The sequence below is a fragment of the Aneurinibacillus sp. XH2 genome, from assembly GCF_001439585.2.
Classification (GTDB): Bacteria; Bacillota; Bacilli; order Aneurinibacillales; family Aneurinibacillaceae; genus Aneurinibacillus; species Aneurinibacillus thermoaerophilus.
Map to the genome: position 1 here is coordinate 1,722,083 of NZ_CP014140.1, position 24,553 is coordinate 1,746,635.

Sequence of the window (24,553 nt, forward strand, 5' to 3'; positions counted from 1 at the left end):
GAACGGTGGCAACCAACGCCTCGTTAAAGAAACAATTAACAGCTAAAAATAACTCAAATCAAGTCCAAGTAAGTAGTTTGTCATTAAAAGATTTACTGGGCACACCAACTATGAAGAAGAAATTTGAAGAGCTGATGAACGATCGGGCTCCTCAATACATCACATCCATTATCAACTTATATAACAGTGAAACATCATTGCAAAAATGCGAACCGATGAGCATTGTTTCTTCTGCAATCGTTGCTGCTACATTGGATTTGCCGATTGACAAAAATCTAGGGTATGCCTGGATTGTCCCTTACGGAAACAAAGCACAATTTCAGCTGGGGTACAAAGGATACATTCAATTGGCCTTGCGGTCTGCTCAATATCGGTATATCAATGTGACTCCCATCTACGAAGGTGAACTTAAAAAGTGGAATCCTCTTACTGAAGAAATCGACATTGATTTTGAATCACGAGCCTCGGATGTCGTAATCGGATATGCAGCTTATTTCGAACTGTTAAACGGATTTAGAAAAACCGTCTACTGGACGAAAGAACAGGTTGAAAAGCATAGGAAAAGATTCAGTAAATCGGATTTTGGGTGGAAAAACGATTGGGATGCTATGGCCATGAAAACTGTGCTTAAATCCCTTTTGTCTAAGTGGGGCATCTTATCTGTCGAAATGCAGAAGGCTGTTGTAGAAGATAAGGATGAGCGTGAGCTAAAGGACGTTACTAGCGAGTCACACGCCGACACGATAGAAGCCGAAGGGGTGACAGTAGAGGATATCCCGGTGGACGAGCCTACGTCGGAAGCTACAGAACAGCCACAGGAGCAGGTGGAGAAGCAAAAAGATTGGCAGCAGGATGAACAATTACAGCAGGCAATGGAAATGAAATTTGAATAGAAGAGTGGGCGCTCTCTGCGCCCGGCTCTATTAATCTAGTAAAGGGGATGTCGGGGTATGGAAGAGCAAATAAACACAGAAATACAGGCGTCGGGGTTTGTTGTCCTGCCCCGACTCTCTATCAAAAACTTGAGGGACAAGCTTCTTTTCTATCATTTGCTTGAACAAGCGGATTGGAATACAGGGGAAGTAAAAGTAACCGTTTCTGAGTTGGAACGAGAAACGGGATGGACGCGCTGGGAGATAAAAGGAGCGCTTGATCGATTAACGGAAGCTGGATTAATCACTTGCGAAACCTTGCGCCAGAAGCGCGGAACCCTTGTCAAAATCGTAAAATATGGGGATTTTCAGTCACTTTCACACTACAAAAAAGGCGAAAAAAATCCACAAGAGAAACCACAACAGGATTCACAACAGATTTCACAACGGAAAACACAAGAGGATGAAAGTGAAAAGCCTTGCGGTATAAGGGATTCAGTCACTAACAAAAATTTACTTCCACAAGAGAATTCACAAGAAAAACCACAAGAGGACACACAAGAGAAACCACATCTTTTATTTAATAACAGCATTATAAACAGCAATAAGAACAGCAATATAAACAATAAACCTAATACGTCGCTCGCTTCGGAAAAAGACATCGAAACCTTTGTCGATGAGAACATCGACGTTTTGCCGTCCGGTGTAAACCGAAAACTCTTAATTCGTTATTGTGACATGCTGCGGCTAACGAGAAGTATATGCAAGATTTCCAAAAACGTTTTGCTCCAGGTTTTTGCGAAGATGAAAAAATACTCTGCGAATCAAATTAACTTCGCTGTATGGCATCACTTTGAAAAACACGACGATAAACGCGAGCAGTACACGCTAGGGATTCTTAGAAACACAAGGGATGATGAGGCTTATAGAAAACTAATGCGGATGTTGAACCGTCAAAGCAAGGATAAAAAAGTTGCTCCTTTGCTGATGGAAAGGGAACAGGTGCGAAGAGAGAAGGTTCCTTCTCTAATCCTGGAACAGTTAGAACGACAGAAGAGAGCAGGAATAGAACAGCAAAAACCAGCAGAGCAGCTTAGTTACGAGGAGAAAAAAGCTAAGATGCAAGAATTACTGAGGGCTATGGGTGAGGTGAAATGAGGAAATGCCGAGTGTTGATTCCAGAAAAAGCCACGGTTCGGGCCATGATTTGCTGCCTGGACAGCATGAAGGAGCAGTTACACAAACTTGGGCCGGAAGCGTTGGACAAGCGGATTACAGGATTTCGGATAAAAGCAGATCGGAGCTGGGAAATCGAAACGGGGGGGAAGTCAGATGAGAAGCTTTTATGACCGCGGACGTGGCCGGACGCTGGTTCCCAGAGAAAAGCGTGAAGTATACGGACCGGGAGAAGTGATCACCTACTATCTTTCACCAAAAGAGTTAGAGAAGTACCGTAAGCTGCCGGTGATGAAGCAAAAACGACCAGTGAACTTACCACAACGGAGGAAGAAAGCATGATTCGGTTGGTTGTACCCGGTCGACCAGTTCCGGCGGTACGCATGACGCAACGGAGTAAATTCGTCAGCAAGCAAGCGAAGCGGTATCTTGAGTACAAAAATTACGTTGGGTGGATAGCTAAAGCAGAAAGAGTTAGGAGGGCAGAGGGGCCTGTGGAGGTGAAGGCTGTTGCCTATCTACACGGCCTTCGGGAACCGGATGCGGATAATCTGGCGAAAGCATATTTAGATGCGCTAAACGGCATCGCTTGGGTAGATGATCGGCAGGTGCGCAAGTTAACAATCGAAAAGGTGAAGGTGGATACAGCGAAGGAGCAACGTTCGGAAATTGAAATTTACGAGGTGAAAAAAGCATGAGTACTATGCCAACGATTTTCAATTTCGAGGATCGGGAAGTACGAGTCGTGATGGTAAATAATGAGCCGTGGTTCGTTGCCAAAGATGTTTGTGAAGTGCTCGAAATTAGCAAGCATCGCGATGCAGTATCTCGTCTTGATGATGACGAAAGGGGGTCGGTATTAGTGGACACCCCTGGCGGAAAGCAGGAAATGGTGGCAGTAAACGAATACGGTATCTATTCGCTAGTCATGACCAGTCGAAAATCGGAAGCGAAAAAGTTTAAGCGTTGGGTTACGCATGAAGTTCTTCCTGCTATTCGTAAAACAGGAAGTTACAGTGTACAACAAAACAATGTTGTTCCTCTATCGAAAGACCAGGCGATTGTTACGGTTCTGAGAACTACAGCAGACTTATTGGAGGGACAGGAAGAGTTGCGGCAAGGACAACAGCAGCTTGAAATGAAGCTGGCAGAAGTGGATCGGAAAGTCGAGGAGCAGATTACCTTAAACAGTCACGAGCAGCGTAAAGCGCAGAAAGAAATTGCCAAGCGTGTGTATGAGTTGGCCGAGCAGATAGCATACAAGCAGCTTTGTTTCGATGGAACAGAAGAGATTATGCCGGACTTGGAGAAAGAGCGCCGGAAGTTATTCAGTGAAATTCATCGAGCTATCAAAGATTGTTTTGCTGTTCCGAGTTACCGTGATGTGCGGCGCTCAGAGTTCAATCAGTTATTGCTGTTTATCCAAGTATGGCGGCCGAGGCTGGTGGCGTAATGAAGAAAGCACGCTACTATTTGCTTCGTCGCAAAGAGAAAGGGTTTGGCTCTGCTCACGTTGTTTATCGCTATGAATTAATTCGTTGGAACGAGTTGCATAAGTGGCAGCGGCGCGGATGGAAAGTGATTGCATAGAATCGGTCGCCCGCCGGGAGTTCGGTGGGTGGCCTCATGACATAGGTCCTGTTTAGGCAATAAAAAAGCACCGTTATGCTTTGCGGATAAACAGATAAACAATAAAACCAGCTACAGGAAAAAATAGAATACCTATAGCGACAATTATAGCAAAAATGCTGTCTCTTCCATTACGAAGAGCATCATTATAAGCCCAAACTACTGAAACTATATGTAGTACAAACAAAGCTAACATTATAGATAAAACAATAAGTCCGAAAAGGTTGAAATTCATAAGTAAACAACTCACCACTTTACAATTGGTAATGTAATTTTCAATTATTATACGGAAATAGAAGATAAAGGTTTCAAATGCTTGAGATATAAAAAAGCCGGCACAGGCCGGCAACCCAATGGAAAATGTATGAAATATATCCGATAGCCCCTTCGGGGGCTGTCACCAGTATACCACGAAGTGATGAAAATGTGCGAAGCATGCTTGTTCGCCGATTTATGTGGCAGGCCAGAACCATGCCAAGATTATGTAGGCGATCCGTGGAAAGAGCCACTGGAAGCGAGGGAGGATGAGGAGAAGTGAATGTACGTGAAAAAGCAGTAGGCATTATTGGTGCAGCTAAAATGCGTGCGCTAGAAGAAGCTGGTATAAAAGTAGACTGGGCTTACCCAGGAGCGTGGAGAAAGCCTACAGGTCGCAAAACATATGATGTTTGGTTTGAAAGGCCGAACGGAAATAGGGGCGTTGTAAATATCAACGGTGCTTGGACGGAAGAAGAAGCTATTGAAAGAGCAAAGAAAGCTATCGGGGTTCATCCAGAAGATAAGATTATATCCGTCAATTGTGTCGGATACGAAATGGGATAGGAGGGACGAGCAATGACTGACCAGGAACTGAAAGAGATTGAGGCACGGTTGGCAGCTGCTACGCCGGGGCCGTGGCATATTGAAAATAAATTTACTGATTTAGTTGATCTAACGGGGAAATTATTGTGAAGGAAATTGGACGGAGCAAAAGTGCACAGTTTATTGTTCGCGCGCCGACAGACATACGCCGACTATTGGATGAGATTAAACGGTTGCGGAAGGACAATGAAGAGCTTCAAAAGCTGGTTGATAAGTTTAGCGAAGCGAATCGTCGATTGAGAATAGTGGTCGCTAATCAGAAATAAAAAACACCCCTTGTCGGTCTGCCAACCGGCGAGGGGCTTCCTGCTCTGTATCGACAAGAATATTTTACCATAGAGCAGGGGGAGTCGAAAATGGTTGCTGAGCAATTATCCTTTTTACCAGCAGTTAATGAGAAAGAAGTGCGCAAGGTTGTTGCTAAAGAACTGAAAAAGTACAAGGCTCTCCGGGTAGCTGTACAGAACCGGAAGGAGCAGGAGGAGCAAGGGGTGAGCGGACTGTTTCCTGCGTTATGTGAATCGGATAAGCAGAAAGAAATGAAAGTGCGCCAGATTGAACGCGCCTTACAATACACACTGGACGAAATAGAGCGTCGTATCATAGAAGAGAAGTACCTGGGAACGACGCGAGTAAAGGACATTACGCTTTATCTTGATATGGGACTGACAAAGGATCAATATTATGCAAAAAAGAAGGAGGCTATCTCCCAAATTGCCACGGCGCTCGGAATCATATGAGCGCTTTTTATTTTATTCTTAACGAATTGGTAATTCGCTCTCTTTCAGCCTTTTTTAACCCCTTAAAAACCAACTGATAGGAACGGTCAATCATACCGAAAATCTCTTCGGTTGGAATACTGCCGTCCTCTTCGATAGTGTTCCAGTGGCGTTTATTTAGATGGTAGCCAGGCTTAATAGCAAGGTACTGTTCGCGTAAAATCTCACAGACTTCTGGCTCACATTTTAGACTGATATGTAGGATTCCATCCCGGTTTGAAAGAAGAGCGAACATTTTTCCACCTATCTTGAATACATGTATATCCCCACCAAACGGGAAATCTTCGATAGCTCCTTTTTTCTCCAAGCAATAGGTACGAACAGTATGCAAATCCATAATTTGATTCCTGCCTCTCTCATTAGTCTATTATCCTGATATTTACTATTGAGCATTTCAAATTCCATTGCAACTATATTTTGCCGACAAAAACCCGACAAAATACAGGATAAAAAGTAGGACAAAAAACAGGATATTTTGCTGGAATTTTTAAAAACGAGAAAATTGTACGCTAATGCCAAGGAAAATATGCTCCACTTTCCTTGGGAGATGGCGTCAACTCCTGTATCAATGGCGCAACTCGGGTGTACTGAATGGGCGATGAAAGCTGTGGTCTAACGGGCAGAGCAGCTGGAGTCCTAAGCACGCATGACGTGAATGAACACGATGCATGCACACATTTCGTTATAACCACTGATAGATAAGTCTATTGAAGTGGGAGAGGTGTGTTAGTTATGAGCGGCGGGCACTGTGGAGTAAAGCGATGTATTTTCATCGCTAGGGATTGCGAGCGCCGAATCCGCTACGCATGCAATAAAAATTGTTTGTCGTGTCGTTGGCGTCGTTCTCTCGTACATAGACCATATCTGCCCAGGTGAACGTGGAGACGACATATTATTGTACAGGCATTGGTATAGTGCAGGTTCGATTCCTGCGGCCTGGATAGAAGATAAGCGAAGGGGTCGTTCCGAGGGGAGCGGTCTTTTTGTTTTGCATAAAAAAGAGGGGCTGCCACCCCTATGCTTCCTTCGCGATATTCGTTTCTATGTAGCAATGCGGACAACGTTTGAATGGGTTAAACCCGATTGACCAATCATCCACGTCCGTATCAACGCGGTGATTGTCTCGCATTTTCTCGATGTTGCATCTGGATGTAATATTTGCGCTGACATGAACCTCTCTTTTGTAGACATTCACGATATACGTAGCCAAAGTATCACCTCCTGCTACATTCTTCGACAAATGAGAGGAAAAACCTTCCTAGCGGAGAATGGATTGGTGGGAGGGATGAAGATGGAAAAGAATTTTTATAAACTTGATAATTTCTTTGAAAGTTTAATTTTTTACTTAAAATCAAACGGACTGTCTCATTTTGAATCGGTAATAGATTCCTACAAGATAGCAATCAAATCTTCCGAGGAACCAGAAATAGCTTGGCACTTCAAAGAATATTATCGAAGAAATATAGATTTTCCTGAATTTCAAAACGATTTTTATAAGATTATATGGGATATATCACAAGCTAATTTAATTATTAAAAGGGATAAGATAAAACCTAAAAAAATTCCTCTAGGCTTAGCGCTTCAGTACGTTGATATAAGCGGCATTGAATGGCCAAGATTAGCTAAGGCTGCTAGCAATGAGAACCCTATTATAATAGTTGAATATGACCCTTTAAATTTAAGTTTCGTTATAGATGGTAACCACAGAGTTTATAGTAGGAGAAATTCTCCGTATAAGCTTATTCCTGCATATATTTTGAATACTCAACAATCTATTGAGTCAATGGCCGGAGAACTATTCCGGAATATCTTTAAAACTCACTATAATATTACTAAGATTGTTAACCATGGGAGAAATAAATCTAAACTAGAACAAATATTATTACCTGTATAATTTAGATGGATAGTCAAAAGCACCCGCGTGGTGCTTTTTATTTTGCCTTGGAGGTGGGTGGTGATGTAGATGGCAAAGTTAAATGCGAAACAACGACGTTTTGTTGAAGAATATCTTATTGATTTAAACGCGACACAAGCGGCCATACGTGCTGGATACAGTGTTAAGACAGCTGAACAACAAGGATATCAACTCCTTCAGAAAACTTCAGTTTCAGAAGCAATTGCAAAGGCTATGGCTGAACGCTCAAAACGGACGAGTGTTTCCCAAGATCGCATTGTCGAGCAATTAGCCAAGATCGCTTTTGCTGACCTTAAGGATTATGTAGAGTGGGATAAAGAGAGTATTGCCTTGAAAGATAGTGATGAGGTTGATGGTTCTGTTATCCAGTCAATAACAGAAACCGTATTACCTAAAGGTGGCGTTAAGAAAGAAATCAAGTTAAATGACAAGCTAAAAGCCTTGGAGTTGCTTGGGAAGCATTTGGGCATGTTCAAAGATAATGTGAGCGTCAATGCTGATTTGAATATACAGTTCATCGACGATATAAGGGATGACGATGAAGATTAAGATGTCGGAAAAACTCCTGCCAGCCTTTTATGGCTTTTGGAGAGCATCAAGAAAAAACGAGCATCTTTACTACGTTTTGAAGGGTGGCCGGAACTCTTCTAAATCAACGCATATTAGCATTGACCTTATTTATGACATCATACGCTATCCGATCAACGCGCTATGTATTCGTAAAGTCGGAAATACGTTGCAGGAGAGCGTATTTGAACAACTATTGTGGGCGATTGAGCATGTAGGCGTTTCTCATTTGTTCCAGGTCAAATATAGCCCGTTAAAAATCACTTATATTCCACGCGGGAATTACATTATCTTTCGTGGGGCGGATAAGCCAGAAAAGATTAAGTCCATAAAATCATCGAAGTTCCCTATTGCTCGCCTATGGGTAGAAGAATTAGCGGAATTCAAGACAGAAGATGAAGTCTCTACTATCGTCAATTCTGTTGTCCGTGCAGAGTTGCCGAATGGACTGAAATATAAAATCTATTATTCGTACAACCCACCAAAAAGAAAACAAAACTGGGTGAATAAGAAGTTTGAAAGTCATTTTCTCCCTGACAACGTTTATGTTCATCATTCAACCTATTTGGACAATCCATACGTTTCAAAGGCATTCATTGAAGAGGCAGAAGAGGTCAAGCGGAAGAAACCGCAAAAATACGAATGGGAATACCTTGGAAAAGCCATAGGGAGTGGTGTTGTGCCATTTACGAATCTTGTATTCAGAGAAATACCGGATAAAGAGTTAAGGACATTTGATAACATCTACCAGGGCATTGACTGGGGATATGGGCCAGATCCATATGCTTTCGTGCGTATGCATTACGATAAGACGCGCCGAAAGCTTTATTTTTTAGATGAACATTATGGCCCTAAGATTAGCAATCGGGAAGCTGCGGAATGGATACTTAAAAAACAGTATCACGATGTTATGACGATAGCTGACAGTGCAGAGCCGAAGAGTATATCCGAGCTCAAAAGCTACGGTATACGCATTAAAGGCGCAAAGAAAGGACCGGGAAGCGTGGAGTTTGGTGAGAAGTGGTTGGATGACTTGGAAGAGATCGTGATCGATCCCAAACGCACGCCGAACGTAGCGAAAGAGTTTGAGAATATTGACTATCAAGTTGATGCAGACGGTAACCAGAAACCACGGCTGGAGGATAAGGACAACCACACAATCGATGCTACCCGATATGGCACAGAGCCGCTAAGACGGAACGGCATCGGCGTACTGACGTAAGGAGGTGAAGATTTATGTACCCGAATATCCCGACATTTGAGCAACAGATCAGCGCAAAAATGGCTGCTGAAACAACGAATACAAACGCAAAAATACTGAAAGACCTAATTAGTTCGCATAACACCATCGAGATGATGAAGGGTGTTCGATATTACTTCAACGAGAACGACATTAAAAGCCGCAAACACTATTTCTGGCGTGACGGTCAAAAGGTAGAGGATCAGACGAAACCGAATAACAAGATTCCGCACGGTTGGCACAAGTTGCTCGTAGATCAAAAGGTATCATACATCGTTGGTAAGCCAGTGACGTTCACCGGACCAGATAGCTTTGTGAAGAAGGTTAATGAGGTGCTGACAGAGGACTTCCACGATTACATGGTTGAGCTTGGGCTTGGCGCTTCCAACAAAGGTTTGGAATGGCTACATCCGTATATTGACGAGGAAGGCAATTTTGACATGATTGTCGTTCCTGCCGAGCAGGTAATCCCGATCTATGATACGAGCAAGCAGAAGAACTTGGAGGCTGTCATTCGCTATTATCCGATGTCTGTGAATGGTCAGGATGCGATTCGGGCTGAATGGTGGACGAAACAGGATGTAACGTATTACATCGCGATTGGCACAGGTGACTATGAACCTGATACCACCGAACCTGTAAACCCTGCGCCGCACTTTACTTATGGTGATGTGGGCTATGGATGGGGCGAGGTTCCGTTTATCGAATTCGCCAACAATCAATTCAAGGTATCGGACCTTACGTTTTATAAGGAGCTCATCGACGATTATGATCGTCGAGTAAGCGACAACTCAAACAACCTAGAAGAGTTGCAGGCGCTGATTTATGTGCTGAAAGGATACGAAGGACAGTCACTTTCCGAGTTCATGGAGAATCTACGTTATTACAAGGCTATAAGCCTTGATGCAGACCCGGGAGCAGGCGTGGATACATTGAGTGCCGAGTTGCCTATTCAGTCCGTAAATAGCCACCTAGACCGTCTGAGAGAGAGTATCTTTACCTTTGGTCAGGGTGTGGACGTTTCGACAGACAAATTCGGCAGTGCTCCTTCTGGGGTTGCTTTAAAATTCCTGTTCTCACTATTAGATTTGAAGGCTAGTATGCTTGAACGTAAATTCCGCAAAGGGCTTGAGTGGGTGATATGGTTTGTAGCTGAATATTTAAGCATAAAGGGTGAGGGGCAATTCAATTACAAGGATATCAAGTTTACGTTCAACAAAAACATTCTGATGAATGATCTGGAAGCCTCTCAGATTGCCCAAAACAGCACTGGCATCATTTCTGAAAGGACGATTCTTGCTAATCATCCGTGGGTTACAAATCCGGAAGAGGAAGAAAAGCGCAAGAAAGAAGAGCGAGAAGAGAAGATGACGCAGATGCAGGACCCATACCCGCTTCCTAATGATCAGAGTGGAGGTACAGGAGCTGGTTCAGCATGAGCGAAGAGAAAGTAACTCTGCCATCGCCTGAATACTGGGCTAAGCGCATGGAAGAAATCACCGAAGCCGATATGACGCGCACAGCCGAAGTCGAAAAGAAAATAGCTAAGGCGTACCAAAAGGCGCAGCGTGAGATTATCAAGCAAATCGAAGCTTTTGTTGCTCGGTATGCCAGCGAAAACGGCATGACGTATCAGCAGGCGATTGTGTATCTCAATAGAGACGAGTTTCGCCAGTGGCGTATGAACATCGAAGAATTTGTGGAGCGCATCGAAAAGACAGGGGACCAACTCCTGCTACTCGAACTGAACACTCTGTCAGCACGTTCGCGTATCACACGCCTGGAACAACTGCTCATGCAGATTAACGTGCAGCTTGCCGAACTGAAACAAGAGCAGGAGGAAGTGCTTGAGGAACATTTCATTGAGAGTGCAGCCGAAACGTACTATCAGACAACGTTTGCTGTACAACAAGGAATCGGAATGGCTACTACAGTGGCCGTTTTGGACACGCAGGCAATCCAAATGATTCTGACAATGCCATGGTCAGGAGCCAACTATTCCGAGCGTATATGGAAGGACAGGCAACGTCTGACACAGGTGTTGGAAGAAGAGTTGGTACAGCACTTTATCCAAGCCAAGGACATTCGGCAGACCTCAAAGGCCGTTGCTGAGCGCATGGAAGCCAGCTATGCCAATGCAGTACGCCTTGTACGCACAGAAAGCTCGTATGTGGTAAATCAGGCGACCATGAAGGCATACGAAAACACAGGTTTCATAGAGGAGTATGAGTTTTTAGCAACGCTGGATCGCAAGACTTCAAAGGTATGCCAGCAGCAGGATGGCAAGAGGTACAAGCTTTCGGATGCTGTAGTGGGCGTAAATTATCCGCCGTTGCATCCTCACTGTAGAAGTACGACAGTACCGGTTGTAACTGGCAGCAAGGTAAGTGAGCGACTTGCTAGGGATGCGAAGGGAAATGCCATTAAAGTTCCTGCAACGATGGATTATAAGGAATGGTATAATAAGGTTATAGATGGCAATACCTTAAAGTTAGCAGACCCATCTCGATACTCAAAAGAATACACAAAAAAGCTTTATGATACTTTTGACTATTTTAAAGAACATGGTCATATTTTTAAAGAACATGCGCTTAATAGGGTGCTTGGACAGAAGAAGGGTAAAGATAAGAGAAGTTTTACCAAGGAAGACGTCTTAGATGTATTGAAAAACGGGAAAAAATACTTCCAAGAAGAAGGGGATAAAACAGTCTTCTTCAAAGATGGAATTGCTGTTGTTAGAGCGAATGATACGAATGAAATTGTAAGTATCGTAACAAGGCCGAATCCTAAGAAAGAATGGAGGGAGATAGATGAATGAGGAAATGAAAAAGCTAATCCAGAAATATTTGAATAACGAAATAGACATTGAATCATTTTCGTATGATTTCCCTTCATTGGTTTATGATTGGAAACATGATGATGTTCCTGAAGAAATTGTTGATGCAGTTGGTGATATATCCGAAGCGTGTTGCAACTATGAGCCTAATGATGACATAAGAGCAGAAGATGAAATGTATTTAAACGAAAAACAAGTAAGAAAAATAACCGAAGAAAAGTACAATTTGATATTAAATTTAGGGAAAAAGTAGCGCTCAGATGAGTGCTTTTTTATTGCCTAAAAGGAGTTGATAGCAATGTCTAAAAAAGGACAATTCGATGTTGTAGTCGGAATGAAAACAGGGCACTTAGTCCACCAACTCGAAGTTATTGCTGCTGGATTGCAAGATGTAGCTGCAAAACTACGGGAAATCCCAGAAAAGTATTGTGAAGAGTGTGGAGGCGATTTGATAGAGATGGAGCGCTCAGAGTTTGTCGCAATAAAGTCTTGCAAGAAATGCGGAGAGAAATTTTGCATTCAGCATAATGCAGTTCAGTAACAAACAATTCTGCCCTGCCATACGGCATAAAACTGGGCGAATACCTACGTGGGCGTTCCACGTTAAAAACGTATAGGAGGTAATTATGAAAGAGTTACTTGAGAAACTAGCAAAAGGCGAAATCACGGTTGATGAGGTGTTAGCTGCTATAGACAACGACAAGAAAGATTATGTTCCTCGTTCTCGTCTCAACGAAAAAAACGAGGAGATTAAGCAGTTACAGAGCCAAATCAAAGAGCGTGACGAACAGGTTGAGCAACTGAAAAAGGCTGTGAAAGGCAACGAAAAGCTTGAACAGACGATTGCTGATCTTCAGAAGCAAAATGAAGAGTGGGAATCAAAGTACAAACAGTCGCAGATCGACACAGCTATTAAACTGGCTGCGAAAGATGCGAAGGACCCGGCAGACGTGCTAGCGTTCGTAAACAGGGAAGGCCTTGAACTGAATGAAGATGGTACCGTCAAAGGTTTAGATGAAGCGCTGAAAGGATTGCGTGAATCTAAACCTTATTTATTTGAGTCGCCAGGATTGAGTGGGCGCACGCCGGTTACAACAACAGAATCCAAACAAACGGTTGTGAATCCATGGAAGAAAGAGACGTTCAACCTGACTGAGCAAGGGAGACTCTTGCGAGAAAACCCTGAGCTCGCAAAACAATTACAGGAATCAGCTAATTAGGAGGTAGATGTACATGACTACACGTATTGCAGACGTAATTATTCCAGAGGTTTTTAATCCGTATGTTGTTAATCGCACAACTCAACTGTCGGCACTTTATCAGTCCGGTATTGTTGCTACGAGTCCAGAGTTTGATTCGCTGGCAAGCCAAGCAACTCAAACGATTCACTTGCCATTCTGGAACGATTTAGACGGTGTTTCCGAGGTGCTTTCTGACACAAACCCGTTAGTGCCGGGTAAAATCACATCCGGCCAAGACGAGGCTGTTATCTTCCGACGTGGTCGTGCGTGGGCATCCAATGACCTTGCTGGTGCATTAGCTGGCAGTGACCCGGCAAAAGCCATCGGTGATTTGGTAGCATCTTATTGGTCGCGTGAAATGCAGCGCATTACAATGTTGATGCTGAAAGGCGTATTCTCCTCTCCAAGCATGGAAAATAACGTACACGACATTTCCGCGCAAACCGGAGATGCAGCGAACTTTACCGGAACAACGTTCATTGATGCGGTACAAAAGCTCGGCGATGCGAAGGAAAAGCTGACGGCCATAGTCATGCACTCTGCAACAGAAGCTTCACTTGCCAAACAGAACCTGATTCAGAACGTACAACCAGCTGACGGTTCTCCGAGTGTCAAAACATACATGGGTAAGCGTGTCATTGTGGATGATGCCTGCCCGGTTGAGAACGGCATATACACGTCTTACATTTTCGGTGAGGGTGCAATTGCGTTAGGAAATGGTAGTCCGGTACGATTTGTGCCGACAGAAACAGACCGTGACAGCTTGGTTGGTGATGATTATCTCATCAACCGTAAGACGTTCATCCTGCATATTCGTGGTGTAGCTTTCACGAAAAACACAATGGCGGGATCTTCTCCTTCTGATAGTGAAATCGCACTGGCTGCAAACTGGAATCGTGTGTACGATCCAAAGAAAATCCGAGTAGTGCAATTCAAGCACAAACTTGCGTAAGGGGTGAATGTGCATGGGAATGGCTGCTTTTAACCGGATGCGCCGTTTAAAGGCCGAGCAAGAGGCTCAAAAGCTGCCTGATGAATATACGGCGGAATTACATGAAGGTGATTTAACTCTTTCGAAGAAAGAAGCAGAAGAAATAGTGCGTAAGACAAGGAAGAAAAAAGAAGATGGGGAGAAATAGGGAGCGCAACGGGCGCTCTCTTCTCATTTGAGGAGGGAAGGAAATGGACAGATTGGCCACCGTAAAGATGCTGGCTGACATTCCGGAGGAAGACACAACATACGACGCTAAACTGAACTACTGGATTTCGGCCACTGAACAGGAAATGCTGGCCTACACGAACCGGACAGAGTTTCCTCCTGGTCTTGAATCGGCACTGATTGACCATGTTGTCATGCTGTACAAGAAGAACACAGCGCCAGACGCACAGAATGCCCCTGTGAAGAGCATTACCGAGGGTAATACTACTATCACCTATGGTGAACAGAAATTGCCCGGATACAGTCTTATAACAGGCGACATGACCCGATTGCTGAATCGTTTCCGGGTGGTGTGCTTTCGATGACTCCAGCAGATATCTTAGCAACTCGATACACCCACAGCATGGACATATGGGGCTGGGTGGAGTACGAGAAGCCGAATGGGGAAACAGTCAACGAAGAGCGTCAGAAAGCCGTGGCGGTGCCTTGTAGGCTGTCTGTGAGTGTGGCAAGGAATGCGAATCAGACGGATGGAGCAAACGAGATTTTATATGACAGTCTGATTTTCTGTCGGCCAGAAGTGGATGTACGTGCCGGAGATACGCTTACTGTGACGCTAGAAAACGGCCTACAGCGGACTTTTACAGCCGGGGAACCCATATACTACCCTTCGCACTGGGAAATCCCTGTGACGCGAAAGGAGAAGGCTTGATGGGCTTTGAATTGGAAGGACTGGATATCTTTGAGCGCATGCTTTTGCAGCGTGTCATAAGAGAAATGCCGGAGAAGGTCGAGCGTAAGCTGACGGAGCTGGCTTATCGGTACCTGGCCGATGTGAAGCGTTTGACACCAGTGGACACCGGGAATTTGAGAAATAGCATATTTGTTGACAGTGTAAAGCGAATTGGCGATGAATTTGTTATCGTTGTCGGCACGCCTGTTCACTATGCTCCCCATGTTGAATACGGTCACCGTATAAAGCGTGGTGCAGAATATGTGGGTTTTGTACAAGGCTTCCACATGTTTGAGATTCCACTGAAGCAAATGGAAGAGTGGATAGACCAGGACATCAAGCGATGGCTACAGGACATCGTGGAGGGGCGTGTATGAGGCTATCAGAGTTGTTTGACGCTGTTCTCTTAAAACTGAAAAACGACTTCCCAGCGGTGAAAAATCGATACGGGGAAGAAGTTAAGCAGGGGATGAAGTTTCCTGCTTTTTTTGTGTACCTTTTACCTATCGTCGACTCGAACGAAACGGAACACCGACGTTATCAGCGTGTAACAGTCAAGATCGTATACATGACGGAAAAGCACACCAATGCCGAATACCGGGACATGACGGACGACCTGAACGATGCTTTCAAGCTGAATTTCCCGGTCGGAAATCGTGTGCTGAGCATCTTCGACAAGACAACTCAAACGATAGGTGACGCGCTGCATTTCTCGTTTGATGTGAGTGCATACAGTCTAGTATTCCAGGACGACTACTTTACGCAGTACGACATGATGGGCGAGTTACACATTAATTTGGAGAAGGAGGGATAATCGTGGGACTGCCTAAAATTGAGATTCTTTTTAAGACGCTGGCAGCCAGTGCGATTACACGTTCTGCGCGTGGTATTGTGGCTCTTATTCTGCGTGATGCAGCCACGCAAATGAAAATATATAAGGGCATTGAAGAAGTGAAAGATGCCGATTTCAGCGCGACCAATATCAAGCACATTAAGGAGGCATTCTACGGTACGCCATCCAAGGTAATTGCGGTGCCGATCACAGCGGAAGCGCCTGTATCCGATGCACTGACAGTGCTGAAAGGCATGTACTGGAACTATCTTGCGATGCCGGAGGCTGATACTACGGATGTTTCCGATATTGTCGCCTTCATCAAAGGGCAACGCACGTTGAAAAAGAAAATCTTCAAAGCAGTGGTGCCGAATGCGTCCGGTCCCGATCATGAGGGTATCATCAACTTCACAACGACCGGCATCAAGATGAAGGACGGCAGCGAAAAGACAACAGAAGAGTTCTGCGTGCGCCTGGCATCTGTATTCGCTGGCTTGCCATTTACACGCTCGGCAACATACTACGTATTCCCGGATGTTGCTTCTATTGACGAAATCGACGATCCGGACGAAGCGATCGACAATGGCGAGCTCATTCTTATCAACGATGGCAAGAAGGTGAAAATCGGTCGGGCTGTTAACTCGCTCGTCACATTCACGCCGGAAAAATCGAAGTCATTCAGCAAAATCCGCATCGTTGAGATTCTGGACATGATTCTGGAAGATATTCGGACGACGTTCGAGGATAGCTATGTGGGCAAGTATCCGAACAGTTTCCAGAACAAGCTCATGTTTATTTCGGCGATCAACGCATATTTTCAGGGTCTTGTCATTGAAAACGTGTTAGAACGAGAAGGCGAGAACAAGGCGCGCATCGACACTGAAGCACAAAAACTTTATCTCAAATCAATTGGCAAGGACACAAGCGAGATGAGTGACGGTCAGATTTTACGCGCGAATACAGGCAGTAATGTTTTCCTAGCAGGAATTATTTCCGTACTAGACGCTATGGAAGATTTGAAGTTTGTAATCGGATTGTAAGGAGGTGTAAACATTGGGTAGCAGAGAGGAAAAAGTGTTTGTCGGTTCGGATGCCAAAGCTTATTTTGATGGTGAAGAGATGTTTTATGTGCAGAAGTTCGAGGCAAAAATTTCAGTAAAACGCGAGAACTTCGATGTCGTAGGTGAATGGGACGAGTTCTCTAAAGCAGTCGGTTGGAGCGGTAAAGGAAATATTGAAGTATTGAAAACAGATGGATTCGTCTATAAGCGGTTTATTGAGCAATTGAAGCAACGAAAAGACCCGACATTTACGATTATCGGGGAGGCGAAGAATCCAGAGACCGGCTTACAACAAACTGTCATTATTTCCGAGTGCAAAATTGACGGTGATTTGGATTTGTTGACTTTTGAACCTAAAAAACTTATGACAGATAAACTTGACTTCCTGTTCCGTCCGTCGCAAGTAGAATGGGAAGAGTAATACAAGCAGGCATCGCGCCTGCTTTCTCTTATTCATAAGCTATGAAATGGAGTGATTGATATGGCAACAGTAAAAATTCAGGATATCATTGCGAAGAAACAAGGCACATTACAGGAAAAGACGGCGACCGTGTACGTTCCGTCGCTGGATGGAGAAATCGTAATTAAAACACCGAGCAGAGATGATTTACAAGAGTACGACGAAGTGCTTGTATATCAATTTTCACGAACACGCGATCCTGAAGTGTTGAAAAAAATAACGGAGAAAATTGTGTTGCGCAATGTAGTTGAGCCAAACTTGAAAGACCCAGAATTGATTGAAGCCGTGGGATGTAAAACAAAGCCGGATGCTGTTGTGCAAGAATTATTTGATCCGAGTGAGGTTGTGGAAATTTGTGCAATCATGATGAATTTGGCTGGAAGGAAAAGAGGAGAATCAGTGCGATTGGTGGATGAAATAAAAAACTAATTCAGGAGGACGAAGTGTTCCTCCTTTATCATCATTATATTCAAAAAGGATGGAAGATAGCTGAAATTGATGCTCTATCCTACTTTGAGAAGGAACTGCTCATGGCGAGTATGATAGAAGAAAGAAAGCGCATGATTAAAGTGGGGTTATTATAGATGGCTGACTTCGTGATAAATACACAATTAACATTACGTGATAATTTAACAAGCCCTTTGCGTAATATCGTTCGAGCTTTACAAGAACTAACTAAAGGAGCAGACAACGCTAGCGATGCTATTGATTACATTAATATAGCAGCCGATTCTCTTGATAGTATAGAGACAGCAAGTGCACGTAATGAGATGAGGAAATTAGAAGATACAGCCGACCAAGTGAGTAATACAATTCAAGATATCGCCGATCCAAAAGTTGACGCTTCACAAGCGAAGCAAGAACTAAAAGAAGCAGAACAGCAAGCTCGCTCGTTACGAGATACATTAAATGGCTTAGTTGGTTTTAACATCGGCGATACGTTAGGACAAGACCTGATATCGTTTGGTCAGATGGATCGGGAGTTTCAGGCGGCACTTAATGTGACTGAAGCACAGGCAAAACAATTAACTGATATAACTAAAGATGTTTGGGCAAATATACAAGGTGCTACGAAGGAGGAAGTTTTTGAAGTTGTTCGTGTCACACAAGAATATTTTCATCTTCAAGGTGAAGAGGCAAAAAAGTACGCTATGGATGTAGCGAATTTAAACAAAACAGGTGTTGATAATCTAACTGAGTTAAATTCAGCAGTACGTGCATTGGATGATAAGTTTGCGGATATTAATGGTCCGCAGCAAGCACTGAATATGTTGATTGAAGCAAGACAAAAGATGCCGGTTGAGATGTTCAACGAAATGCTTGATCAGATAGACGAATATAGCACAAACTTTGCAAAAGCAGGTATATCAGGAAATAACTTCTTGGGAGCAATGATAGAAGGTGGACAAAAAGGGCACCATGTCATGGATCGTCTTGGTGACGCGATTTCTAATGAACTCATTGCAAACATCAAAAAAGGCGATAAAGGTGTTATGAATGCACTTGATTATTTGTGGAGTATACAAACGAAAAAAGGATTTGACTCCGAAATGATAGAAAAACTCCATGATAAATCAGGTGATTGGGAAAAAGCGCTTAAAGAAGGCGGAAAAGCCGCGAAGCAGGCACAAAAAGAAATGGAGAAATTCGGAATAGATCGTAAAGCACTAAAAGAATATGATGAGTTAACCAAAAAATCAGAAGCATGGCGCGAAGCAATAGTTAAAGGTGGCAAAGACGGGGAAAAAGCCATTAGTGAAATTCTTAGCACTCTTACAAATTTGGATGATGAAACAGCAAAAGCTGAAATAGGAGCCGGTTTAATGGCAACTCTTTTCGAGGAACAAGGCGAAGCGATGCTCCCTATACTTGAAAAAATGTTAAATGGATATGATCAACTTGGAGAAAAAATTCAACCGCTTGAGCAAAGAAACGAAGGCTTTCTAAATAAACTGAAAACAAAATGGAAAGAAGTTATAGGCGATATTGATAGTGGCACAAATGGAATCGTTAGCGGATTAGGCGAAATGGTTGGCGCAGCCCTACCGGCAATTGGTGCTTTTGTAGGTGCTGGCGGATTAGGAAAAATCATGTCTTCATTGAAGAACATTGGTGGTTATATCAAAAATCTAGGCCCATGGATCGGTCGATTGGCAGGGCCTTGGGGGCTAATAATTTCCGCAGTCGTTGCAGTAGGATTCGCTGTCTATGAAAACTGGGACAAAATCAAAGAAAAGACTGCTGAGTTATGGAAGAAGATCACCGATGCGTGGGATAAACTTAAAACTAATACATCAACTACTTTCGAAAAGATAAAAACATCCATTGTGGACGCATGGGATAATGCTAAGAAGAAAGCTAAAAAGTTCCTTGATCCGATTATAAAGTTGATTGAAAAAATATCCGAGAAATGGGAGAACTTCAAAAAATCAATTGAAAATTTTAAGCTTCCAGAATTTAAGTTGCCTGATTGGATAAGTGGTGGAGGGGAAGAAAAATCATCAGAGAGCAAAGATAGTGGGGACTTACCTTTTCTCGGTTGGTTCTCAAAAGGTCTTGATTATGTTCCGGAGGATGGGATAGCTGTAATCCATAAAGGAGAACGTATTCTGACAGCAGAAGAAAACAGGGAATACTCGCGTGGCATTGTAACAACAAACAATGTGTCAAATACGACTACAACGACAAAACAAGCGAGCGTTGTTGTTCATTACCATGCTGTTGCAGGTGGAGACAGCGAGTTCCAGCGCTTCATGACACGTTTTCAATCAGCGATGCAGAATATATGATAAAATGTGGTAAAAAGGAGGGGGAATATGAAAAATACTAGAAGAAAAATAGCATTTGTTGTTTTGAGTATTTTTTTATTTTTGATAGGTTGTGGTGAAGATAACAAAAAGCATCAAGCGCAAGTTTTAGCTTTTGAACAAGAGTTGATGAAGGCTGTGAAACAAGCGGATGAGACGGCTACCGAGTTCTCTGTTATAGCTGACAATATTAAAAACCAAAAGATCAGCAAAGAAGAAGCTGTTAATCGCCTAAAAGACTTAAAAAAGGATATGAGTCGTATAACAGATAAAATGCACGCCACGAAAGTCGATGATACTTTGCCTTCTGATATTAAAGATAAATTAAGCGACATTAAAGACAGGATGGCGTATGCGTATTTTCAAAAAGCAAAAGTAGCTGGGCATCTAGCTACATACCTAGAAAATGGTGATAGCAAGGAACTAAAAACAATGGAGTTAAATTCCAAAAAATTCGAGGAAGAGATAGGACTTGTTAAGAGTGATCTAAAAGAAGTCAAACAATCTGTTGGCATAAAGTAAGATTTTGAAGGGATAGCATGACTGCTATCCTCTTTTAGTTTGGAGGTGAAACATTGGAGAATCCGATTTCAATATTCTTGTCTATCAATAACGGTGAGAAGACCATGCAGCTTCCGGTCCTGCCGAGTGAACTGGAAATCCCACAGGCGACAATGGCAAACGAGACTTTTCAGACGGTGAACGGAGAGATACGGCTGATTGGTACGCGAACACTTCGCAAAATTACATTGACAGCCTTTTTTCCAGACAATCCATATTCGTTTGATAAAACTGGTTTGGCTGGCTTTGAAGCATGGGGAGGTACCGGGCAAGCCGCTCGAAAACGCGTAAAAGAGCTGGAGCAATGGATTGAGCGCCGGGTTCCAATTCGATTGCGGGTTCCGTACTACGACATCAACATGGCTGTAACAATTGATTCTTTCACCCCAAAAGTAAAAGACGGTAGCAGAGACATCTATTATACGTTAGAAATGACCGAGTTCGTGTTTCCGCAGTTGAAGGTGCAGAAAGCCACCGGGCGCGTGAAACCAACCGTCCCTAAATTTGAAAAGTATGTGCCTCCACCAAAAGATGACAGCAAAAGCAAAGCATCTTCAAACAAATCAAGACCAGGCAAAGGGTATGACTCGCCCCAGGCAAAAGCTGTGCGCGATAAAGTGAAGAAACTTGGTTTACGTATCAGCTCGGCTGGGCGGTCGGCACGGCATAATGCTGAGGTTGGTGGTTCAAAAACGTCAGCCCATCTCACAAATGAAGCCTATGACGTGGTAGGGAACCCGAAAAAGCTGGACGAGCTGGCGACGTGGGGCCGGGCAAATGGCTATTACGTGCTATGGCGTGTGAAGGGGCATACGGACCACCTTCACATTGATTGGAAGAAGAGGTGATCGGCGTGCCGCATCAGCTATTCTTGACGAACAACGGCAAACGAACTGAACTCACACCAATTGTCGGGCAGATAACCTGGTCAGATTCGCTCGAAGAACTCGGCCAGAAGCTGGACTTCGTTCTTCCGTCAACGGCCAGCACGCCGTATATGCCGAGGTTTGACATGACACTTGCCGATACGATTACGCTGGTGAACAACGGGAAAATCATTGTGCAAGGCACCATAACAGATATTGTATACACCGAAAAGACGAGGAGCGTGACCTGTTACGATCCTCTTTTTTATTTGAACAAGTCGAAAACAACTAAACAATTCAAAGGGGACAAAACAGCTACAGCGTGTATTAAGGAGCTGCTGGCCCCATTCAAGATACCGACTCAGCACATCGCTGAAATGAAGACAAAAATTAAGAAAATATACAACGAGCAGACGTACAGCGAGATCCTGCGTGACATTCTTTACCAGGCAAAGCGAGAAATCGGAGAAGACTACCGTTTTCAGATGGAAAATGGAAAGTTGCTAATTGACCGACAATATGCCTTTCTTATCAATACGTCGCTTGAATTGTTCCAGGGTAGCGGCAAATTTGACCTACTTGAATTCATCAGTAATCCACAGCGCCGGGTATCCATTACAGAGCTTCGAAACAGCATTGTTATCACGAAGGACGACCAGGTATATACGCATATTGCTGACACCGGAAGTATTGGAAAATACGGCTTGCTGCAAGAGACAATTTCTTTTGACGGAAACACGCTTGCTGATGCAAAGCGTCAAGCGCTGTCGGCTTTACAGGAACTGAATCGGGTGAACGAAGAAGCAAGTTTTGATTTGCTCGGGCATGATTACGTTCGTTCTGGCCGGGTGCTACAGGTAAACGAACCAAAAACAGGCATCATCGGTCAGTTTATCATCACGAGTACCAATCATACGCTGGCGAATGGTATTCACAAGATGAACATTACACTCAAGCGGTATTGAGAGAGGTGAGGATATGCAAGGAATGACACCGGAACGGTTCGCGGTTTGGATGGCTGATGAAGTGAAGAAAAGGGATAATCCGGTTTTCATTGGTGTTCAAATTGGTATAGTCTCCAAGCCGTTTCCAGACATTGAAATTAAGCTGGGCGAGGCGATTGTACTGGACAAAAGCCAGTTAATCTTTGGGCGTGATGTATTGCGGCATAAGCGAACTATAAACATAAAGTCATCTACGACATCACTTTCACTTAGCAAAGATGAGGGTGCGACATCGCAAGAGTTAAGCGGCGCATATAAACATGCACATGATATTTCCGTCTCAAATGGTCAGTTTTCAATATCTGAATCAGAAATTGAGTTTGTTGACGAACTTAGACCTGGTGATGAGGTCATTCTTTTGCCAGCACAGGACCAGCAACTATATTATGTACTCGATAAGGCGGTGAGACTTGAATGATACCTGAAATGCCGAATCCGGATGATTTTTTGCAAGAGGTCGAGCAGGAGCAGCAATTGGACATTGATTTAGGAGTCGGATTCCTGTTCGACTACGAAAAAGGAGAGTTTGTCATTCGGAATGGACGCCTGGTTGAACTGACGGATATTGAGGCTGTAAAGATGTGGATTATTCATATCTTACGAACTGAGAAGTATCAATACGAGATCTATGCGAATTATCCGGATACCCCGGAATATGAATACGGCACACTGACGGAGTTTTGTATTGGTCGGGTACTGACTGATGATATGCGCGTACAACTACAGGAGAATATCGAAGCTTCAGCCACCCGGCATCCCAGGGTGGCTTTTTTATCAGAATGGAAGTTTGAGAAAGATGAGGACAAATTGACAGTCTATTTCCGTGTGAATTTGGTGGACGGTCAATCGTTTGAAATGGGGGTGCCGCTCGGTGGAAATGGATGATTTGGTGTTGATTCCGGATTTTGAAGTCGAAGAGATTGACGATATTCACAATCGGATGCTGAGCAATATCAACGATCGATACGACAAGACAGAAGGAAATATCCCATTTGATGTTACAAGAGCAACTGCAATCGACATACAAAAAGAGCAGATTGCAACACAAAACATGTATTATAACGGCTTCCTCAATGCATCGATGGATCTTCTCTACATGAAATTATGGGCAAGAAGAGTCGGTGTAGACTGGAAGCCAGCGGTAGAGTCACAGAATCTCGTAACATTCAAAGGCGCGGACGGCGTACTCATCCCTGCTGGTACTGTTCTTCAATTCATTGAAGATGATGTCCTTGAGTTCGTTTCGCTAGAAGATGGAACGATAACAGACGGCCAGGTTGATATTCTTGTTAAATGCTCTGTCGGAGGAGTAGTCGGGAATATACCTGCAAACTCACTCCAATTAGCGGAGCGAATCGAAGGCATTACTAGTATTGAGCATACAGCATTCACAAACGGAGTGGATGAAGAATCAAAAGAATCGCTGCTAAAACGGACGCTTGAGAAGGCAAGAAATCCGGGTATTTCCGGTAATGCTGCACACTACCGGCAGTGGGCCATGTCGAGGGTAGGAGTGGCAGACGCGAAGGTGTATCCGGTATGGGATGGGAATAACAGCGTGAAAGTCGTTCTGCTTGATGAGAATGGGAAGGCACCAGCACAAAATATTATCGATGATGTAGCGCAGTACATCGAAACAGTGAAGCCAGCCGGTCCAATTATTACGGTAGTCGGCGTGACAGAGGTTGCGATTGATATTTCTGCGAAAGTTGTGCCGACCTCGTACTCTGATGTGGATACAATCAAGCAACAGTTTATTCCGGCGGCAGCCGATTACCTTAAACAACTTTCTTTTAAGGACCCGTTGGTGCGCTGGACGCGCATCGCTAACATTCTAGGTGACATTCCGGATGTTATCGATTATTCTGACCTGACTATTAACAGTGGTACGGCAAATATCGAGATTCCGGATGGTTCAGTTGCGGTGCTTGGGACGGTGAACTTCTATGAGTAG

General features: G+C 43.8%; 36 protein-coding genes. 34 read left to right on the forward strand and 2 right to left on the reverse strand.

The window, feature by feature from the left end:
- Window positions 1-5 precede the first annotated feature (5 nt).
- From ACH33_RS08565 to ACH33_RS08610, 10 genes are all read left to right on the forward strand, one after another.
- Window positions 6-893, forward strand: a complete 888-nt coding sequence (locus ACH33_RS08565) for a recombinase RecT (protein WP_082705959.1) — start codon at window positions 6-8, stop codon at window positions 891-893.
- Between the two features lie 57 nt (window positions 894-950).
- Window positions 951-2,030 (forward strand): hypothetical protein, encoded by a 1,080-nt coding sequence (locus ACH33_RS08570; protein ID WP_057898640.1) that lies wholly within the window; start codon window positions 951-953, stop codon window positions 2,028-2,030.
- Window positions 2,027-2,221, forward strand: a complete 195-nt coding sequence (locus ACH33_RS08575) for a hypothetical protein (RefSeq protein WP_156424025.1) — start codon at window positions 2,027-2,029, stop codon at window positions 2,219-2,221. The genes ACH33_RS08570 and ACH33_RS08575 overlap by 4 nt, the downstream gene beginning before the upstream one ends.
- On the forward strand, window positions 2,205-2,390 hold the full coding sequence (locus ACH33_RS08580) for a hypothetical protein (protein WP_057898642.1): 186 nt from the start codon (window positions 2,205-2,207) through the stop codon (window positions 2,388-2,390). The genes ACH33_RS08575 and ACH33_RS08580 overlap by 17 nt, the downstream gene beginning before the upstream one ends.
- A complete protein-coding gene (locus ACH33_RS08585) occupies window positions 2,387-2,746 on the forward strand; it encodes a RusA family crossover junction endodeoxyribonuclease (RefSeq protein ID WP_057898643.1) in 360 nt (119 codons plus the stop codon). Before ACH33_RS08580 ends, ACH33_RS08585 begins: the two co-directional genes overlap by 4 nt.
- Window positions 2,743-3,501, forward strand: coding sequence for a BRO family protein (locus ACH33_RS19670; protein ID WP_091261651.1), 759 nt, complete (start codon window positions 2,743-2,745; stop codon window positions 3,499-3,501). The genes ACH33_RS08585 and ACH33_RS19670 overlap by 4 nt, the downstream gene beginning before the upstream one ends.
- Window positions 3,477-3,638, forward strand: a complete 162-nt coding sequence (locus ACH33_RS19195; RefSeq protein ID WP_162265016.1) for a hypothetical protein — start codon at window positions 3,477-3,479, stop codon at window positions 3,636-3,638. The genes ACH33_RS19670 and ACH33_RS19195 overlap by 25 nt, the downstream gene beginning before the upstream one ends.
- Before the next feature lie 573 nt (window positions 3,639-4,211).
- Complete coding sequence (locus ACH33_RS08600; protein ID WP_057898645.1) at window positions 4,212-4,499, forward strand: hypothetical protein; 288 nt, start codon at window positions 4,212-4,214, stop codon at window positions 4,497-4,499.
- A 125-nt stretch (window positions 4,500-4,624) separates the two neighbouring features.
- Window positions 4,625-4,804 carry a hypothetical protein gene (locus ACH33_RS08605; protein ID WP_057898646.1) on the forward strand — a complete coding sequence of 60 codons (180 nt, stop codon included), beginning with the start codon at window positions 4,625-4,627 and terminating at the stop codon, window positions 4,802-4,804.
- 90 nt (window positions 4,805-4,894) lie between these two features.
- Window positions 4,895-5,278 carry an ArpU family phage packaging/lysis transcriptional regulator gene (locus ACH33_RS08610; RefSeq protein WP_057898647.1) on the forward strand — a complete coding sequence of 128 codons (384 nt, stop codon included), beginning with the start codon at window positions 4,895-4,897 and terminating at the stop codon, window positions 5,276-5,278.
- Between the two features lie 7 nt (window positions 5,279-5,285).
- On the opposite strand, the gene ACH33_RS08615 is transcribed toward ACH33_RS08610, so the two are convergent.
- Together ACH33_RS08615 and ACH33_RS08620 are read right to left on the reverse strand one after the other, a co-directional pair.
- On the reverse strand, window positions 5,286-5,654 hold the full coding sequence (locus ACH33_RS08615) for an MmcQ/YjbR family DNA-binding protein (protein ID WP_057898648.1): 369 nt from the start codon (window positions 5,652-5,654) through the stop codon (window positions 5,286-5,288).
- A 678-nt stretch (window positions 5,655-6,332) separates the two neighbouring features.
- Window positions 6,333-6,527 (reverse strand): hypothetical protein, encoded by a 195-nt coding sequence (locus ACH33_RS08620; RefSeq protein ID WP_057898649.1) that lies wholly within the window; start codon window positions 6,525-6,527, stop codon window positions 6,333-6,335.
- A gap of 81 nt (window positions 6,528-6,608) precedes the next feature.
- Between ACH33_RS08620 and ACH33_RS08625 the strand changes: the two genes are divergently transcribed.
- The 24 genes from ACH33_RS08625 to ACH33_RS08735 all read left to right on the forward strand — a co-directional run bounded on the left by ACH33_RS08625 (window position 6,609) and on the right by ACH33_RS08735 (window position 24,553).
- A complete protein-coding gene (locus ACH33_RS08625; protein ID WP_057898650.1) occupies window positions 6,609-7,211 on the forward strand; it encodes a hypothetical protein in 603 nt (200 codons plus the stop codon).
- A 69-nt stretch (window positions 7,212-7,280) separates the two neighbouring features.
- Window positions 7,281-7,781 (forward strand): terminase small subunit, encoded by a 501-nt coding sequence (locus ACH33_RS08630; RefSeq protein ID WP_057898651.1) that lies wholly within the window; start codon window positions 7,281-7,283, stop codon window positions 7,779-7,781.
- Complete coding sequence (locus tag ACH33_RS08635; protein ID WP_057898652.1) at window positions 7,765-9,021, forward strand: PBSX family phage terminase large subunit; 1,257 nt, start codon at window positions 7,765-7,767, stop codon at window positions 9,019-9,021. Before ACH33_RS08630 ends, ACH33_RS08635 begins: the two co-directional genes overlap by 17 nt.
- 14 nt (window positions 9,022-9,035) lie before the next feature.
- Window positions 9,036-10,478 carry a phage portal protein gene (locus ACH33_RS08640; RefSeq protein WP_057898653.1) on the forward strand — a complete coding sequence of 481 codons (1,443 nt, stop codon included), beginning with the start codon at window positions 9,036-9,038 and terminating at the stop codon, window positions 10,476-10,478.
- Window positions 10,475-11,857, forward strand: a complete 1,383-nt coding sequence (locus ACH33_RS08645) for a minor capsid protein (protein WP_057898654.1) — start codon at window positions 10,475-10,477, stop codon at window positions 11,855-11,857. The genes ACH33_RS08640 and ACH33_RS08645 overlap by 4 nt, the downstream gene beginning before the upstream one ends.
- Complete coding sequence (locus ACH33_RS08650; protein WP_057898655.1) at window positions 11,850-12,128, forward strand: hypothetical protein; 279 nt, start codon at window positions 11,850-11,852, stop codon at window positions 12,126-12,128. Before ACH33_RS08645 ends, ACH33_RS08650 begins: the two co-directional genes overlap by 8 nt.
- 45 nt (window positions 12,129-12,173) lie before the next feature.
- Window positions 12,174-12,416 (forward strand): hypothetical protein, encoded by a 243-nt coding sequence (locus ACH33_RS08655; RefSeq protein ID WP_057898656.1) that lies wholly within the window; start codon window positions 12,174-12,176, stop codon window positions 12,414-12,416.
- An 85-nt stretch (window positions 12,417-12,501) separates the two neighbouring features.
- Window positions 12,502-13,095, forward strand: a complete 594-nt coding sequence (locus tag ACH33_RS08660; protein ID WP_057898657.1) for a phage scaffolding protein — start codon at window positions 12,502-12,504, stop codon at window positions 13,093-13,095.
- Window positions 13,096-13,108: 13 nt separating this feature from the next.
- Window positions 13,109-14,068 (forward strand): major capsid protein, encoded by a 960-nt coding sequence (locus ACH33_RS08665; RefSeq protein ID WP_057898658.1) that lies wholly within the window; start codon window positions 13,109-13,111, stop codon window positions 14,066-14,068.
- A 13-nt stretch (window positions 14,069-14,081) separates the two neighbouring features.
- The gene (locus ACH33_RS19200; RefSeq protein ID WP_156424027.1) at window positions 14,082-14,255 is read left to right on the forward strand and encodes a hypothetical protein; all 174 of its coding nucleotides are present in this window, start codon (window positions 14,082-14,084) and stop codon (window positions 14,253-14,255) included.
- 43 nt (window positions 14,256-14,298) lie between these two features.
- Entirely contained in the window at window positions 14,299-14,640 is a 342-nt protein-coding gene (locus ACH33_RS08670) for a head-tail connector protein (RefSeq protein ID WP_057898659.1), read from the forward strand.
- The gene (locus ACH33_RS08675) at window positions 14,637-14,987 is read left to right on the forward strand and encodes a hypothetical protein (RefSeq protein ID WP_057898660.1); all 351 of its coding nucleotides are present in this window, start codon (window positions 14,637-14,639) and stop codon (window positions 14,985-14,987) included. Before ACH33_RS08670 ends, ACH33_RS08675 begins: the two co-directional genes overlap by 4 nt.
- Window positions 14,987-15,385 carry an HK97 gp10 family phage protein gene (locus ACH33_RS08680; protein ID WP_057898661.1) on the forward strand — a complete coding sequence of 133 codons (399 nt, stop codon included), beginning with the start codon at window positions 14,987-14,989 and terminating at the stop codon, window positions 15,383-15,385. Before ACH33_RS08675 ends, ACH33_RS08680 begins: the two co-directional genes overlap by 1 nt.
- The gene (locus ACH33_RS08685) at window positions 15,382-15,822 is read left to right on the forward strand and encodes a phage tail terminator family protein (RefSeq protein WP_057898662.1); all 441 of its coding nucleotides are present in this window, start codon (window positions 15,382-15,384) and stop codon (window positions 15,820-15,822) included. Before ACH33_RS08680 ends, ACH33_RS08685 begins: the two co-directional genes overlap by 4 nt.
- Window positions 15,823-15,824: 2 nt before the next feature.
- A complete protein-coding gene (locus ACH33_RS08690) occupies window positions 15,825-16,880 on the forward strand; it encodes a phage tail sheath C-terminal domain-containing protein (protein WP_057898663.1) in 1,056 nt (351 codons plus the stop codon).
- Between the two features lie 13 nt (window positions 16,881-16,893).
- On the forward strand, window positions 16,894-17,322 hold the full coding sequence (locus ACH33_RS08695; protein ID WP_057898664.1) for a phage tail tube protein: 429 nt from the start codon (window positions 16,894-16,896) through the stop codon (window positions 17,320-17,322).
- Between the two features lie 60 nt (window positions 17,323-17,382).
- Window positions 17,383-17,790 (forward strand): hypothetical protein, encoded by a 408-nt coding sequence (locus ACH33_RS08700; protein WP_057898665.1) that lies wholly within the window; start codon window positions 17,383-17,385, stop codon window positions 17,788-17,790.
- Between the two features lie 155 nt (window positions 17,791-17,945).
- Entirely contained in the window at window positions 17,946-20,150 is a 2,205-nt protein-coding gene (locus tag ACH33_RS08705; RefSeq protein ID WP_057898666.1) for a phage tail tape measure protein, read from the forward strand.
- 27 nt (window positions 20,151-20,177) lie between these two features.
- Complete coding sequence (locus ACH33_RS08710; protein WP_057898667.1) at window positions 20,178-20,690, forward strand: hypothetical protein; 513 nt, start codon at window positions 20,178-20,180, stop codon at window positions 20,688-20,690.
- Window positions 20,691-20,743: 53 nt separating this feature from the next.
- On the forward strand, window positions 20,744-21,577 hold the full coding sequence (locus ACH33_RS08715) for a D-Ala-D-Ala carboxypeptidase family metallohydrolase (protein WP_057898668.1): 834 nt from the start codon (window positions 20,744-20,746) through the stop codon (window positions 21,575-21,577).
- The gene (locus ACH33_RS08720) at window positions 21,562-22,560 is read left to right on the forward strand and encodes an XkdQ/YqbQ family protein (protein WP_156424028.1); all 999 of its coding nucleotides are present in this window, start codon (window positions 21,562-21,564) and stop codon (window positions 22,558-22,560) included. The genes ACH33_RS08715 and ACH33_RS08720 overlap by 16 nt, the downstream gene beginning before the upstream one ends.
- Window positions 22,561-22,573: 13 nt before the next feature.
- The gene (locus ACH33_RS08725) at window positions 22,574-23,017 is read left to right on the forward strand and encodes a DUF2577 family protein (RefSeq protein WP_057898670.1); all 444 of its coding nucleotides are present in this window, start codon (window positions 22,574-22,576) and stop codon (window positions 23,015-23,017) included.
- Complete coding sequence (locus tag ACH33_RS08730) at window positions 23,014-23,484, forward strand: DUF2634 domain-containing protein (RefSeq protein WP_057898671.1); 471 nt, start codon at window positions 23,014-23,016, stop codon at window positions 23,482-23,484. The genes ACH33_RS08725 and ACH33_RS08730 overlap by 4 nt, the downstream gene beginning before the upstream one ends.
- Window positions 23,477-24,553 carry a baseplate J/gp47 family protein gene (locus ACH33_RS08735; RefSeq protein WP_236782021.1) on the forward strand — a complete coding sequence of 359 codons (1,077 nt, stop codon included), beginning with the start codon at window positions 23,477-23,479 and terminating at the stop codon, window positions 24,551-24,553. Before ACH33_RS08730 ends, ACH33_RS08735 begins: the two co-directional genes overlap by 8 nt.

Coding starts and splice junctions, on each gene's coding strand:
- ACH33_RS08710 (WP_057898667.1), top strand. CDS start 20,178: ATGAAAAATACTAGAAGAAAAATAGCATTTGTTGTTTTGAGTATTTTT.
- ACH33_RS08610 (WP_057898647.1), top strand. CDS start 4,895: ATGGTTGCTGAGCAATTATCCTTTTTACCAGCAGTTAATGAGAAAGAA.
- ACH33_RS08660 (WP_057898657.1), top strand. CDS start 12,502: ATGAAAGAGTTACTTGAGAAACTAGCAAAAGGCGAAATCACGGTTGAT.
- ACH33_RS08680 (WP_057898661.1), top strand. CDS start 14,987: ATGGGCTTTGAATTGGAAGGACTGGATATCTTTGAGCGCATGCTTTTG.
- ACH33_RS08585 (WP_057898643.1), top strand. CDS start 2,387: ATGATTCGGTTGGTTGTACCCGGTCGACCAGTTCCGGCGGTACGCATG.
- ACH33_RS08735 (WP_236782021.1), top strand. CDS start 23,477: ATGGATGATTTGGTGTTGATTCCGGATTTTGAAGTCGAAGAGATTGAC.
- ACH33_RS08730 (WP_057898671.1), top strand. CDS start 23,014: ATGATACCTGAAATGCCGAATCCGGATGATTTTTTGCAAGAGGTCGAG.
- ACH33_RS08640 (WP_057898653.1), top strand. CDS start 9,036: ATGTACCCGAATATCCCGACATTTGAGCAACAGATCAGCGCAAAAATG.
- ACH33_RS08570 (WP_057898640.1), top strand. CDS start 951: ATGGAAGAGCAAATAAACACAGAAATACAGGCGTCGGGGTTTGTTGTC.
- ACH33_RS08705 (WP_057898666.1), top strand. CDS start 17,946: ATGGCTGACTTCGTGATAAATACACAATTAACATTACGTGATAATTTA.
- ACH33_RS08615 (WP_057898648.1), bottom strand. CDS start 5,654: ATGGATTTGCATACTGTTCGTACCTATTGCTTGGAGAAAAAAGGAGCT.
- ACH33_RS08700 (WP_057898665.1), top strand. CDS start 17,383: ATGGCAACAGTAAAAATTCAGGATATCATTGCGAAGAAACAAGGCACA.
- ACH33_RS08655 (WP_057898656.1), top strand. CDS start 12,174: ATGTCTAAAAAAGGACAATTCGATGTTGTAGTCGGAATGAAAACAGGG.
- ACH33_RS08665 (WP_057898658.1), top strand. CDS start 13,109: ATGACTACACGTATTGCAGACGTAATTATTCCAGAGGTTTTTAATCCG.
- ACH33_RS08675 (WP_057898660.1), top strand. CDS start 14,637: ATGACTCCAGCAGATATCTTAGCAACTCGATACACCCACAGCATGGAC.
- ACH33_RS08725 (WP_057898670.1), top strand. CDS start 22,574: ATGCAAGGAATGACACCGGAACGGTTCGCGGTTTGGATGGCTGATGAA.
- ACH33_RS08635 (WP_057898652.1), top strand. CDS start 7,765: ATGACGATGAAGATTAAGATGTCGGAAAAACTCCTGCCAGCCTTTTAT.
- ACH33_RS08625 (WP_057898650.1), top strand. CDS start 6,609: ATGGAAAAGAATTTTTATAAACTTGATAATTTCTTTGAAAGTTTAATT.
- ACH33_RS08685 (WP_057898662.1), top strand. CDS start 15,382: ATGAGGCTATCAGAGTTGTTTGACGCTGTTCTCTTAAAACTGAAAAAC.
- ACH33_RS08670 (WP_057898659.1), top strand. CDS start 14,299: ATGGACAGATTGGCCACCGTAAAGATGCTGGCTGACATTCCGGAGGAA.
- ACH33_RS08575 (WP_156424025.1), top strand. CDS start 2,027: ATGAGGAAATGCCGAGTGTTGATTCCAGAAAAAGCCACGGTTCGGGCC.
- ACH33_RS08650 (WP_057898655.1), top strand. CDS start 11,850: ATGAATGAGGAAATGAAAAAGCTAATCCAGAAATATTTGAATAACGAA.
- ACH33_RS08580 (WP_057898642.1), top strand. CDS start 2,205: ATGAGAAGCTTTTATGACCGCGGACGTGGCCGGACGCTGGTTCCCAGA.
- ACH33_RS08645 (WP_057898654.1), top strand. CDS start 10,475: ATGAGCGAAGAGAAAGTAACTCTGCCATCGCCTGAATACTGGGCTAAG.
- ACH33_RS08630 (WP_057898651.1), top strand. CDS start 7,281: ATGGCAAAGTTAAATGCGAAACAACGACGTTTTGTTGAAGAATATCTT.
- ACH33_RS19200 (WP_156424027.1), top strand. CDS start 14,082: ATGGGAATGGCTGCTTTTAACCGGATGCGCCGTTTAAAGGCCGAGCAA.
- ACH33_RS19670 (WP_091261651.1), top strand. CDS start 2,743: ATGAGTACTATGCCAACGATTTTCAATTTCGAGGATCGGGAAGTACGA.
- ACH33_RS19195 (WP_162265016.1), top strand. CDS start 3,477: ATGGCGGCCGAGGCTGGTGGCGTAATGAAGAAAGCACGCTACTATTTG.